Below are 14,825 nucleotides of genomic sequence, written 5' to 3'. Positions count from 1 at the left end.
TGACATAACGCAAGTCAGACGTGATTGCCATAGTGGGCGGGTTCGCTGTGCGGCTCTAATTGAATGCCCGCTGGCTACGCTCAAGAAAAATCAAAACGGTTTGTTTGCGATCAAGATTGAAGGCCGCAGCATCCCTCGCCTCATTCTGGATTTCCCGCCATAGCAATGACCAGCGATTGGCTTCGTCGGCACTGCCCCGCTCGGCGGCAAGTCGTGCTTTTACGGCGATCCGCGCCAGCAAATCATCGAGGAACAAGTCGTATTGAATCTCCGCGTCACGGCCCGAGAGGGCTGTTGCCAGAGCGTGAGCCTTCGGCACGTCAAACACGCGTTTTGCCAGTATGCTGTCCACCTCCGCCGAGATTTCGAGCCCGCCAAAGGCGAGCAATAGCGCGGCCTTGCGCACGCTGCCATCCGCATGAGCCATCAATTGATCTGCATCGGGCAGTGTTTGGGTGTCGAGATTAATCGCCTGTAATGCCGCTGATAGATCCTCGTTCGCCAGTGGTTCGAAACGAATCGATTGGCAGCGCGAACGAATTGTCGGCAATAGCCGCCCTGAAGAATGCGATATCAAAATGAAAAGTGTTCGCTTGGGTGGTTCTTCAAGAGTTTTTAGTAAGGCATTGGCAGCATTACGATTCATGTCATCAGCTGGATCCACGATTACAATGCGCCATGCGCCATCATGCGATGTCCGGTTTAGAAAATGTCCTACGCGCCGAATTTCTTCAACCGGTATTCCGGTCTTGAATTTTCCGCCTTTTGCATCAAATGGCCGGCTTATATGCAGAATGGAAAGATGCGTTCCGGTCGCAATTTGCCTGTAGGGTGCGGTTGCGAAATCAGGTGTTGCAAGCGTCAATGGTGCGGTTTCAGGCTGGGGATATTTCAGCATATGTCCAGCGAGATGAAATGCCAGCGTCGCCTTGCCAACACCTGGAGGACCTTCAAGAAGCAAGGCGTGGTGCATTTGGCCGGACTGATAGGCTTGAGCCAAAAAGGCTCGTATCCCTACATGACCAAATAGTGCTGGATTTGCTGAAGGCGACGGAACGCCATCAATAGCGTCATGTGTGGCTGGTACGTCCAGAACTGGCTCGCTCACTTCGCCGCCTCAACTGTTTGAGTGTCTTTGTGCTCGTTTGCAGCCCTCACCTGATCAACATAAGCGATGATCTCGGCCGATATTATATCGATAGGCCGATCCGCAGCGATAACTTTGCAGCGCTTCGGCTCTGCATTGGCGATAGCAAGATATGCCTCGCGCCGTTTTATATGCAGTTCCACGGTCTCTTTTTCAAAGCGGTCCGCAATGTCAGTGCCGCGCCGCTTATTGGCCCGTTGAAGGCCAAGTTCCGCAGGCAGGTCGAGAATGATCGTCAGGTCCGGAACTAGGCCGTTAATAGCTGTTCGTTCTATGGCACGCATAAGCTGAGGATCCAGATTTCCCGTAACGCCCTGATAGACGCGGCTTGAATCAATATAACGATCGCATAGCACAGTACGCCCAGCCTGCAATGCCGGACGGATAACCTGCTCCACGTGGTCATTTCTCGCAGCGGCAAACAAAATTGCTTCCATTGCGGGCCCCAGTGATTCTGCCGCACCGCTCAGAATAACGTGGCGGGCAGCTTCAGCTCCTGGCGTCCCGCCGGGCTCGCGCGTTACCAGCACATCTTCGCCGTCAGAACGCAAATACTCGCTCAACCGGGCAATCTGGGTGGATTTGCCAGCGCCCTCGCCGCCTTCAAATGTAATGAACAATCCCTGCACGCCTCGATCTCTTCGTTACTGGCATGAACCACGTACTGCAAACATGCAATATGGCATGTCTACTGATATTGGGAGGCAATTGCCAAGAAGTTTAAAAGTTCAATCGACGCATCCAGCCCGTGGTCAGCTCGAATACCGCATTCAGCGAGCGTTCCGTGAGATCGCCGCTTTCTACGGCTTCCGCTGTATAGACCGGCGTTTCCTGCACGAGTGCATCGCCAATCCAGATACGTAATGTGCCAACTTTTTGATCCGCTTCGAGCGGTGCCACCAATGGTCCATTATAGACCACATGTGCCTTGAGGCGGTCGCGGTTAGCCACGGGAACAAGTATGCTCACTTTCTCATGCGCTTTTAGTGGAACGCCGGACTTTACGCCGCCAAATACGCTGGCCTCGCCAACAGATTCGTTGGGTGCGAAAATGTCGACTTCTTCGAAGGCCTGATAAGCCCATTCAAAAATGCGCTTGGCTTCCTCGGCACGTTCTTTGTCTGTCGCAAGGCCGCTCAATGCAACGATGTAACGCCGGCCGCCCCGCTCTGCTGCACCGACAATGCCATAACCGGATTGCTCGGTGTAGCCGGTACCCATGCCGTCTGCGCCAATATCAAGCCGCAACAGCGGATTGCGGTTGCGCTGAAAAATGTTGTTCCAGGTAAAATTGTCCTGCGCATAGGTTTTGTAATATTCAGGGTATTCCTTTTTTATGTGTCGCGCCAACTTCACAAGATCGGTTAGCGATACCCGCTGCTTTGGGTCCGGCAGCCCGGTGGAATTGACGAATGTCGAAGCGGTAAGCCCTATTTCCTTGGCGCGCGCGTTCATTAATTCGGCAAATTTCGCCTCTGAGCCCGCAATTCCTTCCGCGAGAATGATGCAGCCATCATTAGCCGACTGCACGATGACGCCTTGTATCAGATCGCCGACCGCGAGCTGGGATTTAAGTTTGGCGAACATGGTCGAGCCACCAGATGGCGCGCCGCCCGTGCGCCAGGCATTCTCGCTGACAGTATATTGCGTCGTCTGCGAAATCCTGCCCGCCTTCAACTCATGAAACACCACTTCCATCGTCATGAGCTTTGCCAGAGCCGCCGGCTCGATCAGCGTGTCGGGCGATTTGGCGAATAATATTGTTCCGGTCTGGTCTTCGACCATAAGAGCCTGCTTGGCTTTGGTGTCAAACAGCGCTTCCTCGGCATTGGCAACCAAGGGCGTGAGCAAAATACCAATACTCAAAGCACAGGTATGAATATGCTTTGTCAGATAAGAGAATGTCCTGCCGGGCTTAGCTTCTGTCATCGCGAACAACAAATGCGTCTGTTGCGCCAGCCTTCCAGGCTGCCTGTAACAATGCATCAGTCTGTTTTGCGGTGTCAGCCTTCGCGGCGAGCGCGATACGGCTACCGGTAGGGCTGGCGACTTCGGAAAGTTTTATTTTGCCAAGTGGCGCAAGTGTGTTCATCAAGCGCGTGGCTTCTTCCTTGTCGGCAAAAAGGCCAATATCAACATACTCGCCCTGGAATGCGCTTTGCGAGGCGCTCATTGATTTCCAAGCGCTTGTTACAGCTTCCGACGTCAACAGCATTTCCGTCGCTGCGGCAGGCGCATGCGCCATTTCTATACGCTCGCTGGCATAGGAATTGACGAAGGGTGAGGATGTAGGCTTCTGGGCCTTATATGAGCCTACGAGTACCGCAGGTTTATCGGCAATAAATGGTCCGATCAGAGGCAGAACCGGATCAATATCCGTGTTGAACGACAGGCCCGTGTCATCGACCAGACTTGGCTGGGATTGCGGCATCGCCAATTGATTGGCCTGCTCCCCTAAAGAAATTGGCTGTGTGCCAAGGCTCGCGACCTGAATACCGGCTGGTTCAGGACGCACCATACCAGGAACGGGCGTCTGCTTTCTCGCTGTTGGCGTGGTGCCATTCATTGCGATCATGACGCCGGATGCCGGTTGCCCCCAAGGATCGGATGCGCCTGGTCCGCGATAGGAAGCCATGAGAAAACGATCATCATCGCCCTCAAGCGGTGCGCGGCCAACATATTCAACTTTTACATCTGCAGTGCCTGTATGCTGATAGTCCAGCATAGTGGCAGCACGCTGCGACAGATCGATTACCCGGTCGCTATGATAGGGTCCGCGATCATTGACGCGCACAATAACTGACGCGCCATTTCCAAGATTGGTGACGCGTGCATAGCTTGGCAGCGGCATAGTTGGGTGCGCTGCGGAAAGTTGTGCCGTGTCATAGACTTCGCCATTGGCGGTCAAGCGCCCGTGAAATGCCGAACCATACCATGAGGCCCTGCCCTTGCGCACATAGCCCGGCTCTTCCTTGGGGTAATACCACTTGCCTGCAACCTGATATGGACGTCCGACCTGATTGCGGCCACCGCCGCGTGTGATCTTTCCGCCGGTCCAAACGCGCGGGCTTGCCTTCACACCATATTTGGATTCGGCAAAATATTCCTTGCCGTGGGACTTCTTGGCGATTTTGGCCTTTGGCGAAGCGCAGGCTGTCATGAGAACACCCATGGCCACGACGCCCGCAATGCGGCTGAACTCGAAAACTCGGAAGGTTTTGGCTTTTGGCAATGCAAACCACCGGCCTGCACGGCCGTCCCCACAATTTTACATCAAGGCATAAATACCAGATTGAAACATCTGCGCAAAGCCGAGACACATAACCGGATTTGTACGACGTCCATCAATGTCATCCAGAGGTTGATACGTTGTTAACAAATGCTTTGCGGGATTGATAATATTACGCATGTTTATGGATGGATTTGCAAGCGTAAGTCAGGTGATCTTGAGCACGCGCCCCGACGTCTAGGAGATGGCCTCCAGACTGCCATCTCCATAAACAATTGTTAATGCTGTTTCCCAACTGAAAATGACGTCTGGTCGCATTCTCCCAATGACGACAACCCTTTTCCAAGCGTTGCAGTATATTTCTGAGGGATTCGGGTGCCCTATTTCAGTCTCTTCCGCCCCGTAATCATCGCTGCGACGAGATTTTCCTTGTGACGAACACTGGCGAGAAGGACGCCGGCCAAATGAAGCGCCACAAGAAAAATGACACCGTTGGCAAGAAACTGGTGCACATCTTCAAGTAACTCTTCGCCAAAGAAACGATCTGTTGTTAACAGCCAGCCGGTCAGCCCTGTCATGCTTATGGTGAGCAATAGCGCCAGGATCATTGCGCCACCGGCAGGATTATGCCCGATATGACGCTCTTCTTTTCCCCGCCAGATTTGCTTGAGATACCCAACTGTCTCGGCAGGTCCTTTCACAAAGTTTGTAAATTTGACAAAGCCACCATCCAAAAAACCGGCAAAAATACGGATGGTAACGATGGTAACGGCGCCATAGCCCAGATATTCATGAACCCAGCGGATATTCTCGGACATTATCCAGGCGCCCAATACACAGGATGCGAGTGTCCAGTGCATGGCCCGGATATATCCGGGCCATGTCTTAATGGATTGTCGCTCTTGCGACGCTATTTCTGATAGCTCACTTGTCATCGCCCATGGCCTTGAAGCTTACTGGATCAAAGAACCTTTCCAGTTTCTCACCACTCGCTTTGGTCGCATAGGCTTCATAGCAACCATTCTCTGTCTTGATCTTTTTGACTTTCCATCCCTCACCCTCAAGCTGTTTCTGCAGCGCCTCTTTTGGCTGCCACTTCTCTTTAGGGGCATCGCATTTGGGGGCAGCCATTGCGGTGCTGGCAACGAGAGAAAGTGTCAAAGCGGCAAAAATGGATTTCATGGTCTTGTCCTTCTTCAGGTTGTGACGTGACCTGTCTGAAGGCAATTGCTGACACGACACTGAATGGTGAGCGCTGGTCCCTTCATAATTGAACGTGCTGATTTTCGCCGATTTTTTTGGAATCAGAAAATTCGTCAATAGTGAATTAATTACTGGAACCAATCGTGCGGAGATGGATTTTACTAATATCAGGACGGCATCGAACATGTTTCGGAAAGCATCCTGATAGAGGCTCAGTATCGTCCATGAATAAAATCATGCGGCAATCTGGGCCTCACTTTTGAGTGGTTTCAGTCCCACCTTGAGAGCCTGACATTGTTTCCCATTTGGGGCTCGTCTGGCCTTTATTCACATCTAATATCGCCAATGCAAATAGTCGCTGCAGAACAGGTTGACGCGGCAATCCGAAAGGCTATAAAGGCCCCCGAACAACATTCGGCAGACAAGTAATTGCAATTGCTTTATCCCCGAAATGACCCTGAACCAGGTCATCAAGTGTTTTCAACAGGTTGGAGGGGTGGCCGAGCGGTTTAAGGCACCGGTCTTGAAAACCGGCGTAGGTGAGAGCCTACCGTGGGTTCGAATCCCACCCCCTCCGCCATTTTATTGCAGTAAATGATAAAAAGGCAGGTTAGCGGACAAAGGCAGAGTTTACTTTCGTTCGGCTTTTTCTAATCGTTCCAATCCGGCTGCTACCTCGCGCGCGAAACATGCGCTGCCAAGTCGAGGCAACGGCAGGCATATCCCCATTCATTGTCATACCAGGCAACGACCTTGGTCAGTCCGCTTTCAATCTGCATGCCGGCGAGCGCGTCGATGATTGAAGAATGCGGATTACCGCGCATATCGGTAGAGACGACAGGCTCATCGCAATAAGCGAGAATGCCATGCATCGCGCTTGCCGTCTGCTCGCGGAGCATCGCGCAAATGTCCTTATAAGACACGCTTTCCCTAAGCCGGCATGTAAGATCAATCATCGAGACGTCCGACACCGGCACGCGCACCGCCATGCCGTTGATCCGTCCATTCAGCTCGGGGATAACTTTGCCCACCATGCGCGCCGCACCGGTGGTCGCCGGGATGATGTTTTCAAGGATGCCACGCCCGAAACGCCAATCCTTGCGCGCCACGCCATCGACTGTGTTCTGGCTCGACGTTGTCGCGTGAACCGTAAGCATCAGCGCTTCCTCAAGGCCGAAAGCGTCATTCAGTGCTTTGGCGAGCGGCGCTACACAATTCGTCGTGCATGACGCATTCGAAACAACGTTTTCACCGGCGTAGTTGACCGCATTGACACCCATCACAAAGACAGGTGTGTCGTCCTCTGGCGGTGCGGAGAGCAATACTTTACCTGCACCGGAAGCAAGGTGTCCTTCCACGGCCTTTTTTGTCAGGAACAGACCGGTGGACTCAATGACGAGATCGACGCCGACGTCGCCCCAACGGATCGCGCCCGGTTCCCGTTCGCCGAAAGCCCTGACCTTGCTACCATTGATATCGAGGGCGTTATCCGCAGCGGCTAGACTGGCCCCGAAGCCGCCATGCACGCTGTCATATTTGAGGAGATAAGCCAGATGATCGATTGGCAGCAGATCGTTGATTGCCACGACCTCGACGTCGTCGCGCGCCATGGCAGCCCTTAGAACTGTCCGGCCAATACGTCCGAACCCGTTAATGCCGATGCGGATTTTATCAGTCATGGATTGTCCTTTTCCGGGACGGTTCGCCGCTTGCGTATGCGGCCTGAGCGCTGCAGGGCGGAATGCAAGCGCCTATTCGCCCGACTTCTTCCAGAGCGGTGTTTTTTCTGAGTCACTTATTTTATACTAGTTCGCATAAAAATATGGCGCAACGAATTTATTGCGATACGGTACAAAAATGAATGAGAAATCCACCCGTGGGCGTCCACGCAAATACGACACCAGGGCAGCGCTCGACGCTGCGCTCCTGGAATTTAGGCGCCATGGCTACACCGCCACGTCGCTGGATCATCTGTCGGAGGCCACGAAAATGGCGCGGCCGAGCCTTTATGCCGCCTTCGGTCACAAGCGCAGCATCTATCTGCGGGCAGTCGGACAGTATGTCGAGGACAAAGCCGTAGACTGGAACCGTGCCCTCTTCGACGAACCTTCGTTTGCAAAAGCGCTCGAAGCCTATTTCCTTATACTTGTTGCTATCTATTCGGAAGGTGATGATCGCCCGCTCGGTTGCCCCATGCTCAGCGTCATAGCCGGCGAAGCTACGGCCGATCCTGTGATGAGCGCGGAACTGTCTGCCGCTCTCGAACGCACCGACGCGCGGTTTCGCAATCGTATCGCGGTGGCACGCGACGACGTTCAGTTACCGCCTGAAACCAATGTAGATGCCCTCGCCGACCTGCTCGCCGCCTTGCAGCACAGTCTTGCATTGCGCGCCCGTGCCGGGACAGAACAGCCGGAACTTGAGCGCATCGCACGCAACAGTGTTGCGCTGATCCTCAGGTCCGCAGGCGCTATCCCGGTATCAGCCTACGCTACAGTCGCCCCTAATCCTTGATCGGTTCGCCGAGGGTGTGCATCAGGCGGTTGGCCCAGCCGAAGATTGCGGATGAGAGAACGAGGTCAAGAACTTCGAGTTCGTTGAGCCCGACATCCGCCAGAGCCCGCACATGGGCCGCTGTTGCCTCGGGCGGTGTCGGCGATAAATGTGCTGAAAAATCAAAAATGGCTTGTAGATGCTCGTCAATTGTTGCGTTCAGCCCATCAGCGAAGATCGCGTCAATTACGTCGCTGCGTTTCGTCTGGGCGGTGAATCGCGAAGCGTGAACGGCGGCACAGTAGACGCAGCGGTTAACGATGGATGCCGCAACTGCGCCCAGTTCGCGCTCGCTCGATGCCAAGCCGTCTTTTCCATACATGATCAGGTTGAACAGGGGCGAGCGAACAGCAAGTGTCTCAGGATCGTGCGCCAAAGTAAGCACATAGGGCGAAATGCCCTTGTTCGACGGCGTTGTCTGCATCGCCGCATGCTGCTCTTCTGTCGCGGTCGCGAAATCCACCGGGACAACATAGGGCTGCCAGCGCGGAACCGTTGTAGTAAAAGTATGGACAACCTCGCTCATCGCATTTCTCCCATCAGTTTCAAGCCTGCAAGAACACGCACCTGATAATTGACAAAGGCCGCAAGCTCCGCGAGCCGAACGATATCGGCGTCGGTGACGCCGACCTGACGCAAAGCCTCGATATGAGCCTGCGTCGCATCTCGTGGCGCGACTGTCAGCCGGTCGGCATGGCGGACAATCTCCGCGACACGTGGTTCGGTAACGGTGGCTTCGGGATCAGCAAGCGGGGCCGTGGCCGGTTCGGCAGCGCGCGCAACCAGCGTGTCATAATGGTCTGCGAGCGCGGCGTTGCGGTTCTGCCGCGCCATTCGAGCGGCAAGTGCTGCCCTTAATCCAAGCGAAAGACCACCTGGATCACGCGGTAGGACAACGGCGTCGTGCGCTGCTTCACTGAGGCGCAATATTTCCGCGCGTTTCTCCATAGCGTCCGCCAGGGCGGTGCCCGGCCTGACGGAGGCAAGGGTTTCGATGAGTGTCAAAACTAGCTCCTCATATTGATGGCTGGTGTGCCATGTAATTAGGCACGACCTGTTATCATGTCAATTTATCATGATACATCGCTAATGATGCGGAATAATAATCCAATTTCGTGACTAAATTGAGCATCATTATACTGTACGTGCATTGAGATGGGTGCTTAATATAAAATATGCATTCTAGATTATTTGACATTCGGCAACTTGAAGCATTCGCAGCAGTCATGTCCGCTGGTAGCGTGACCGGGGCAGCGAGGCTCCTTGGCCGCTCGCAACCTGCCGTCAGCAGATTGATTCAAGATCTAGAAGCCGATCTAGGCTACGCACTGCTCCATCGCAGTGGACCGCGCATCACGCCGACGTCGCGAGGCTTGCAGTTTCATGCGGAAGTCGAACGCCACCTTGCCAGCTTGACGCATATCCGCGAGCGGGCAAACGCTATTGGTCTTGATGAGCCAATCTCGCTCACCATCGCCGCCACGCCCTCGCTTGCGGCTGGCGTTCTTCCGCGGGCACTTGCGGCTGTCTCGCCGGATCTCATTCCTCGCCATCTCCATATCCAGGCATTGGCTGCCGAAAATGTCGTGCAGGCCGTTCTCGCCCGCTCGGCGGACTTCGGCATTGCCAGTCTCCCTTTGGAACATCCGGGCCTGGATGTGCACTGGATTGCCGATGCGCCATGCGTCGTCGCTCTTGCCGTAGACGATCCTCTCGCAGGAAATGACGTGGTGAGTCTCGCCGATCTTGCCGAGCGCCGTATCATCACTTTGGCCAATCCGTTCCGATTGCGCCATCGCATTGACGAAGCTTTGGCGCGGGCGGGCGTCGTGCCGCAGCGGATTATCGACGTTAATTCCTCCATGACAGCACTCACGATGGTCCGCGTCGGACTTGGGGTGGCGCTCGTTGAACCAGCGACCGTTGTTGGCGTGCCGCTGGAGGGGATTGTGATGCGAACGCTCGACCAAACTATCCCCTTTCTGTTCGGCGCGATCTCGCCTGCCGCACATCCGCTGAGCCCGACCGTCGCCGCCGTGATTGACGCTGCCCGTGCCGTCGCACTGGCCATGCCTGGCTGTCGCCTGCGCGAGTTGGGTGGCGACGGGGCATTGGCCGAAGCCATCTATGGAAATAGCATAGTGCCGGAAGGAACGCTGTCATGAGCGAGCCTTCCATTTTGCCAACCGGCCTCGATGCATTGGAGGCACGCCTGCGGCAGGATCTTACCTGGCTGGAGCTGCCTGCCAAGTCCTGGGTTCCCCCGCGCATGGCAAATGGCAAAGCAATTGTCGATGTCGTCATCATCGGCGGCGGCATGGCTGGCCTTGTCGCCTCCGGTATGCTCAAACGGCTCGGCGTTGCCAACCACATCGTTCTCGACAAGGCACCTGCTGGACAAGAGGGGCCGTGGATCACGTTTGCGCGCATGCGCACCTTGCGCTCACCCAAGCAATTGACCGGACCCGCCATGGGGCTGCCTGCCCTCACTTTCCGGGCATATTATGAGGCCCGCTATGGTATTGAGGCTTGGGCTGCTCTCGACCGGGCGCCGCGCGAAATCTGGATGGACTATCTGATCTGGTATCGCCGGGTGCTTGAACTGCCGGTCCGCAACAATATCTCGGTGGATGCAATTCTTCCGCGCGACGACGGCATGCTCGATCTGATTTGCCAGCAAGACGGCCGCACCGAAACGATAATCGCCCGCCATGTGGTGCTCGCGACAGGTCGAGATGGTCTGGGCGGTCCATATGTGCCCCCTATCGCCGACGGCATTGAACGGAAATTCTGGGCTCATACCGCCGATGAGATTGATTTCGCGGCGCTGAAAAACAAGCGTGTCGGGGTTATAGGCGCTGGCGCATCGGCGATGGACAATGCTGCGACAGCGCTTGAAGCTGGGGCGGGACGCCTGGACATGTTTGTGCGCCGCAAGGAACTGCCACGGATCAACAAGTTCACCGGCATTGGCAGCCAAGGGGTTGTGCACGGATTTGTGGGCCTTCCGGATGAGTGGAAGTGGCGATTCCTGGACTATACGATGGGCCAGCAGACGCCGCCGCCCCGCCCGAGTGTTCTGCGGGTCAGCGCGTTCGCGCAAGCTCATCTTCACCTGGGAAGCCCCATCACCTCGTTGGAGCACCACGGAGACCATATCGTGGTGGTGACTCCGAAAGGGCGTTATCCCCTCGACTTCCTGATTTTCGGGACCGGCTTCAGGATCGACGTGATCAATCGGTCGGAACTTGCTGCGGTCGCACCGTCTATCCGCTTGTGGCGCGACAGGTTCCCCGTCCCGGCAGATATGCAAAACAACGAGCTGCAGGCGTCGCCCGATCTTGGAGAAGCATTCGAATTCCTCGAAAAAGAGCCCGGTGCATGCCCGGCCCTGTCAAAGATTCACTGCTTTAATTTCCCGGCGACCCTGAGCCACGGCAAGCTCACGGGCGACATTCCCGCAGTCAGCGAGGGCGCCGATCGTCTCGCGCGCGGCATCGTAAAAGCGCTCTTCGTCGAAGATCGCGAGCGTCACTTCGCTGATCTTCAGGCGTTCGACACACCCGAACTAAATGGAGACGAGTGGGTCGACAGCGAAACCCCGACGAATTGTGCAACACCTTCCGAAAGGACATTGATCTGAAATGCTTGAGCTCAAGAACCTAAAGCTGTCCTACGGAAAGACGCAGGTCCTCAATGGCGTTGATCTCGTTGTCAATCGCGGGGACGTGGTTTCGATCATCGGCCCCAGCGGCACCGGCAAGACCACGCTCCTGAAGTGCATCAATTATCTGGCAAAGCCGGCATCCGGCACAATCGCCTTCGATCAAATCCGCATGGACTATGAAAAACCGGATAAAAACGCGATCCAGGCGATCCGGCTTCGCACGGCCATGGTTTTTCAGCAGTTCAATGTCTTCAAGAACATGACGGTCATCCAGAATGTGATGGACCCGCTCATAGTTGTACAGCGAAAGTCAAAAGACGAAGCTCATGCCATTGCGCTGCAAGAGCTTGACCGTGTGGGCCTGTCCGACAAGATCGACAGCTATCCATCCCAGCTTTCAGGCGGGCAACTTCAGCGTACCGGCATTGCGCGCGCGCTCGCCGTCAAGCCGGATGTCATGCTGTTCGATGAACCAACGTCATCACTCGATCCTGAACTTGTCGGCGAAGTTCTCAAGGTTATTCGTGACGTCACATCGTCTGGAATCACCTCGCTCCTTGTCACCCATGAAATGCAGTTCGCCAAGAATGTCTCGAACCGCATCGTGTTTATGGATCGCGGCGTCGTCGCATCTCAAGGTAGTCCGTCCGAAATTTTTGACGCGCCGTCAAATCCGCGTCTTACGCAATTTCTCAACTCTGAACACGCCTTTTAAAGAAAGGATACCCCGATATGTCTTCATTCCAATCAATCTCCCGTAGAGCCTTTGGCCTTGCCGTAGCTGGCGTCGCAATTGCCGTCGTTACCACTGGCGCAGCTCTTGCCCAGGATGTTCGTACGATAAAGATCGCCACTGCAGCGGAATCCAAGCCGCTGTCCTGGGGTGCAATCGGTGTCGAGCCGCAGGGTTACGAACCTGATGTGCTCAAGGCGATCAATGCCAAGCTGCCTCAATACAAGTTCGTCATGGAAGGCGCTGCAGACATTGCGCAAGAGACCGGCCTCGTCACCGGCAAATATGATATCGCGACCGGCGGCTACTACCGGGCGCCCGCTCGCGAAAAGCAGTTCCTCATCCCTGAAAGCCCAATCGGCGCAAGCCTGATTAAGATTTACAGCCGTAAGGACAGCGGCATCAACGAGATGAAAGATCTGGTCGGCAAGAAGATCGTGCCCGTCACGGCTGGCGGCGGCATCTACAAGTTTGCCACGGCGTGGCAGGAAAAGAACCCCGACACCAAGATCGAGATCACTGCATCCAGTGCCGGCATCCCTTATCCTGACCGTCTGAAAGAAGTCGAGAACGGCAAGTATGATGCGCTCGTCCTGCCTTCCAATCTCGGTGAGCAGACTGTGATCGACCAGCAGAAGCTCAACATCAAGGCGAGCGAACCAGTTGCGATCAACAGCACCTTTATCCTGATCCATCGCTCCGAAGAAAATCAGGCTCTCTCCGATGGCATCGACAAGGCTTTGAAGGAACTCAAGGCGGACGGCACACTCGCCAAGCTGTCGCAGAAATGGTTTGGCGAAGACATCACCACCTACATGAAATAACGCCGCGCCTGACGGTCAAAGCCCAAACTGAAATAAGGAGTGCAAGGTGGATCTTTCGATAATGGTTCCCGAGTTGTTGAAGGCATTGCCGCTGACGCTCGCGATAACATTCACGGCCATGATCGTCGGCTTCTGCCTGGCGTTGATCGCAACGACGTTCCGGGTGCGCAGGATACCAGTGATCAGCCAACTGGCTGACCTTTACGTGTCCTATGCCCGGAGCGTCCCTGTGGTGCTCCAGTTGTTCGTAGCGTTTTACGGGCTTCCTCTGGTGGTAGCCTTATTCGAGGTTGAGGATTTCGTGTCACCGAACGTCGCTGCGATTGTCGGTCTAAGCCTCTATCATGGCGGTTATCTGTCGGAGGTCCTGCGTCCAGCCTACCTTGCCATTGACCGGGGCCAGCATGATGCAGCCGACAGTCTCGGCTACACATTTCTAAAGAAGCTTTTGCGCGTCGTGGGCCCGCAGGCTATCCACATCGCCCTGCCCGGCTACGGCAATGCCATCATCTATCTCATCCATAACGTGGCACTGGTCATGTATATCGGCGCGGCTGATGTGATGGCGACGGCGCATCTTGTTATGGAGCGGGATTACAACCAGTACCAGTTCGAAACCTACCTCGTGCTGGCGGTAATTTATTCGCTCTTATGCTTGGTGGCATGGCTGATTGTACGCTTTTTTGAAGCGCGAAACGCAAAGTTTACCTCCAACACCACGCCGGCCGCAGCCACACTGATGCCAAGCGTCTGATTGAAGAGAAGTTCATCACATGTTCGCTTCCGAAGTCCTCCTCCCCGATCTGTACGACATTCTCGGCGCTGTTCCCGTTACACTCGGCATGGCGCTGATCATCTTTGTTTGCTCAACGATTATCGGCAGTTTGTTCGCGATGATCGAATACCGACGGATTCCCGTACTGCGTGAAATTGTGGTCGCCTATAAGGTCGCTTTCAAGGGTGTCCCAATGGTTATCGTGATCTTCCTCGCCTATTACGGGCTCCCGCCAGCCACGCGTTTCCTCGCTTCCCTTGTCGGGTTAGATTACAATGGCCATGCAACTCCAAACTGGGTGACGCTCATTGTCGCCTTGACCGCTTGTGTTGCAGCATTTCAGGCAGAGGTCGTGAAGGGTGCGCTGAATTCTTTTGACACTGGCCAAGCTGATGCGGCCTACTCGTTGGGCTACAAGAAGAGCCAGGTGTTTCGGCGTGTCATGCTTCCGCAAGTGATTGTTGCGGCCATCCCGGACCTTGCCAATTCAATCATGGTGATCATGAAGGCGCTATCCCTGGGGTTTGCAATCGAGGTTGTCGATATTTTTGCCCAATCACAATTGAGCGCCGCGCTGAATTTCTATTATCTGGAAGCGTTTCTCATCGCCGTCGTAGTTTACATGGTCATCGCCTATATCGTCACATATGCCGCAGACCGAATGGAACGTGCCCTTAGGGTTTGGGCGTAGCGA

16 protein-coding genes and 1 tRNA gene are annotated in these 14,825 nt (G+C 55.0%); 8 read left to right on the top strand and 9 right to left on the bottom strand.

Annotated elements, in window-relative coordinates; translation table 11 throughout:
• Positions 1-55: 55 nt before the first annotated feature.
• From AC6CHM_RS03235 to AC6CHM_RS03210, 6 genes are all read right to left on the bottom strand, one after another.
• Positions 56-1,108: a DNA polymerase III subunit delta' gene (locus AC6CHM_RS03235; RefSeq protein ID WP_498171963.1), complete on the bottom strand. Its 1,053-nt coding sequence runs from the start codon at positions 1,106-1,108 to the stop codon at positions 56-58.
• Positions 1,105-1,776 carry a dTMP kinase gene (gene tmk / locus AC6CHM_RS03230; protein ID WP_498171962.1) on the bottom strand — a complete coding sequence of 224 codons (672 nt, stop codon included), beginning with the start codon at positions 1,774-1,776 and terminating at the stop codon, positions 1,105-1,107. Before tmk ends, AC6CHM_RS03235 begins: the two co-directional genes overlap by 4 nt.
• 91 nt (positions 1,777-1,867) lie before the next feature.
• The gene (locus AC6CHM_RS03225) at positions 1,868-3,076 is read right to left on the bottom strand and encodes a D-alanyl-D-alanine carboxypeptidase family protein (RefSeq protein ID WP_354343703.1); all 1,209 of its coding nucleotides are present in this window, start codon (positions 3,074-3,076) and stop codon (positions 1,868-1,870) included.
• Entirely contained in the window at positions 3,063-4,319 is a 1,257-nt protein-coding gene (locus AC6CHM_RS03220) for a septal ring lytic transglycosylase RlpA family protein (RefSeq protein WP_498172643.1), read from the bottom strand. The genes AC6CHM_RS03225 and AC6CHM_RS03220 overlap by 14 nt, the downstream gene beginning before the upstream one ends.
• A 437-nt stretch (positions 4,320-4,756) precedes the next feature.
• A complete protein-coding gene (locus tag AC6CHM_RS03215) occupies positions 4,757-5,311 on the bottom strand; it encodes a cytochrome b/b6 domain-containing protein (protein ID WP_354343701.1) in 555 nt (184 codons plus the stop codon).
• On the bottom strand, positions 5,301-5,765 hold the full coding sequence (locus AC6CHM_RS03210; RefSeq protein ID WP_498171960.1) for a PepSY domain-containing protein: 465 nt from the start codon (positions 5,763-5,765) through the stop codon (positions 5,301-5,303). Before AC6CHM_RS03210 ends, AC6CHM_RS03215 begins: the two co-directional genes overlap by 11 nt.
• A gap of 304 nt (positions 5,766-6,069) precedes the next feature.
• Here AC6CHM_RS03210 and AC6CHM_RS03205 point away from each other — a divergent pair.
• Positions 6,070-6,159, top strand: a tRNA-Ser gene (locus AC6CHM_RS03205).
• Between the two features lie 91 nt (positions 6,160-6,250).
• Here AC6CHM_RS03205 and gap read toward each other — a convergent pair.
• Positions 6,251-7,258 carry a type I glyceraldehyde-3-phosphate dehydrogenase gene (gene gap, locus AC6CHM_RS03200; RefSeq protein ID WP_307285010.1) on the bottom strand — a complete coding sequence of 336 codons (1,008 nt, stop codon included), beginning with the start codon at positions 7,256-7,258 and terminating at the stop codon, positions 6,251-6,253.
• Positions 7,259-7,436: 178 nt separating this feature from the next.
• Here gap and AC6CHM_RS03195 point away from each other — a divergent pair, with 178 nt between their 5' ends.
• A complete protein-coding gene (locus AC6CHM_RS03195) occupies positions 7,437-8,093 on the top strand; it encodes a TetR/AcrR family transcriptional regulator (RefSeq protein WP_498171958.1) in 657 nt (218 codons plus the stop codon).
• Here AC6CHM_RS03195 and AC6CHM_RS03190 read toward each other — a convergent pair.
• A complete protein-coding gene (locus tag AC6CHM_RS03190; RefSeq protein WP_498171957.1) occupies positions 8,083-8,658 on the bottom strand; it encodes a peroxidase-related enzyme in 576 nt (191 codons plus the stop codon). The two genes, AC6CHM_RS03195 and AC6CHM_RS03190, sit on opposite strands and share 11 nt — an antisense overlap.
• On the bottom strand, positions 8,655-9,137 hold the full coding sequence (locus tag AC6CHM_RS03185) for a CMD domain-containing protein (RefSeq protein WP_307285003.1): 483 nt from the start codon (positions 9,135-9,137) through the stop codon (positions 8,655-8,657). Before AC6CHM_RS03185 ends, AC6CHM_RS03190 begins: the two co-directional genes overlap by 4 nt.
• A 170-nt stretch (positions 9,138-9,307) precedes the next feature.
• On the opposite strand from AC6CHM_RS03185, the gene AC6CHM_RS03180 reads away from it, so the two are divergent.
• Genes AC6CHM_RS03180 through AC6CHM_RS03155 form a run of 6 tightly spaced genes read left to right on the top strand, consistent with a single transcriptional unit; the run spans position 9,308 to position 14,822 of the window.
• Positions 9,308-10,297 carry a LysR family transcriptional regulator gene (locus AC6CHM_RS03180; RefSeq protein WP_498171955.1) on the top strand — a complete coding sequence of 330 codons (990 nt, stop codon included), beginning with the start codon at positions 9,308-9,310 and terminating at the stop codon, positions 10,295-10,297.
• On the top strand, positions 10,294-11,775 hold the full coding sequence (locus AC6CHM_RS03175; RefSeq protein ID WP_498171954.1) for an NAD(P)-binding domain-containing protein: 1,482 nt from the start codon (positions 10,294-10,296) through the stop codon (positions 11,773-11,775). The genes AC6CHM_RS03180 and AC6CHM_RS03175 overlap by 4 nt, the downstream gene beginning before the upstream one ends.
• 1 nt (position 11,776) lies before the next feature.
• On the top strand, positions 11,777-12,514 hold the full coding sequence (locus AC6CHM_RS03170; protein WP_115053083.1) for an ATP-binding cassette domain-containing protein: 738 nt from the start codon (positions 11,777-11,779) through the stop codon (positions 12,512-12,514).
• A 17-nt stretch (positions 12,515-12,531) separates the two neighbouring features.
• Positions 12,532-13,356, top strand: a complete 825-nt coding sequence (locus AC6CHM_RS03165) for a transporter substrate-binding domain-containing protein (protein ID WP_115053084.1) — start codon at positions 12,532-12,534, stop codon at positions 13,354-13,356.
• Positions 13,357-13,402: 46 nt separating this feature from the next.
• Entirely contained in the window at positions 13,403-14,110 is a 708-nt protein-coding gene (locus tag AC6CHM_RS03160; protein WP_307284984.1) for an amino acid ABC transporter permease, read from the top strand.
• A gap of 19 nt (positions 14,111-14,129) precedes the next feature.
• Positions 14,130-14,822 (top strand): amino acid ABC transporter permease, encoded by a 693-nt coding sequence (locus AC6CHM_RS03155; protein WP_115053086.1) that lies wholly within the window; start codon positions 14,130-14,132, stop codon positions 14,820-14,822.
• The last annotated feature ends 3 nt before the right edge of the window (positions 14,823-14,825 follow it).

It is taken from the genome of Phyllobacterium sp. GQ127 (genome assembly GCF_059758635.1).
This window is presented reverse-complemented; position numbering and strand designations above follow the sequence as displayed.

Bases quoted from the DNA above. Each gene is read 5' to 3' on its own strand.
- AC6CHM_RS03225 (WP_354343703.1), bottom strand. From the start codon at position 3,076: ATGACAGAAGCTAAGCCCGGCAGGACATTCTCTTATCTGACAAAGCAT.
- AC6CHM_RS03220 (WP_498172643.1), bottom strand. From the start codon at position 4,319: ATGGGTGTTCTCATGACAGCCTGCGCTTCGCCAAAGGCCAAAATCGCC.
- AC6CHM_RS03215 (WP_354343701.1), bottom strand. From the start codon at position 5,311: ATGACAAGTGAGCTATCAGAAATAGCGTCGCAAGAGCGACAATCCATT.
- AC6CHM_RS03210 (WP_498171960.1), bottom strand. From the start codon at position 5,765: ATGTTCGATGCCGTCCTGATATTAGTAAAATCCATCTCCGCACGATTG.
- gap (WP_307285010.1), bottom strand. From the start codon at position 7,258: ATGACTGATAAAATCCGCATCGGCATTAACGGGTTCGGACGTATTGGC.
- AC6CHM_RS03195 (WP_498171958.1), top strand. From the start codon at position 7,437: ATGAATGAGAAATCCACCCGTGGGCGTCCACGCAAATACGACACCAGG.
- AC6CHM_RS03190 (WP_498171957.1), bottom strand. From the start codon at position 8,658: ATGAGCGAGGTTGTCCATACTTTTACTACAACGGTTCCGCGCTGGCAG.
- AC6CHM_RS03180 (WP_498171955.1), top strand. From the start codon at position 9,308: ATGCATTCTAGATTATTTGACATTCGGCAACTTGAAGCATTCGCAGCA.
- AC6CHM_RS03175 (WP_498171954.1), top strand. From the start codon at position 10,294: ATGAGCGAGCCTTCCATTTTGCCAACCGGCCTCGATGCATTGGAGGCA.
- AC6CHM_RS03170 (WP_115053083.1), top strand. From the start codon at position 11,777: ATGCTTGAGCTCAAGAACCTAAAGCTGTCCTACGGAAAGACGCAGGTC.
- AC6CHM_RS03165 (WP_115053084.1), top strand. From the start codon at position 12,532: ATGTCTTCATTCCAATCAATCTCCCGTAGAGCCTTTGGCCTTGCCGTA.
- AC6CHM_RS03155 (WP_115053086.1), top strand. From the start codon at position 14,130: ATGTTCGCTTCCGAAGTCCTCCTCCCCGATCTGTACGACATTCTCGGC.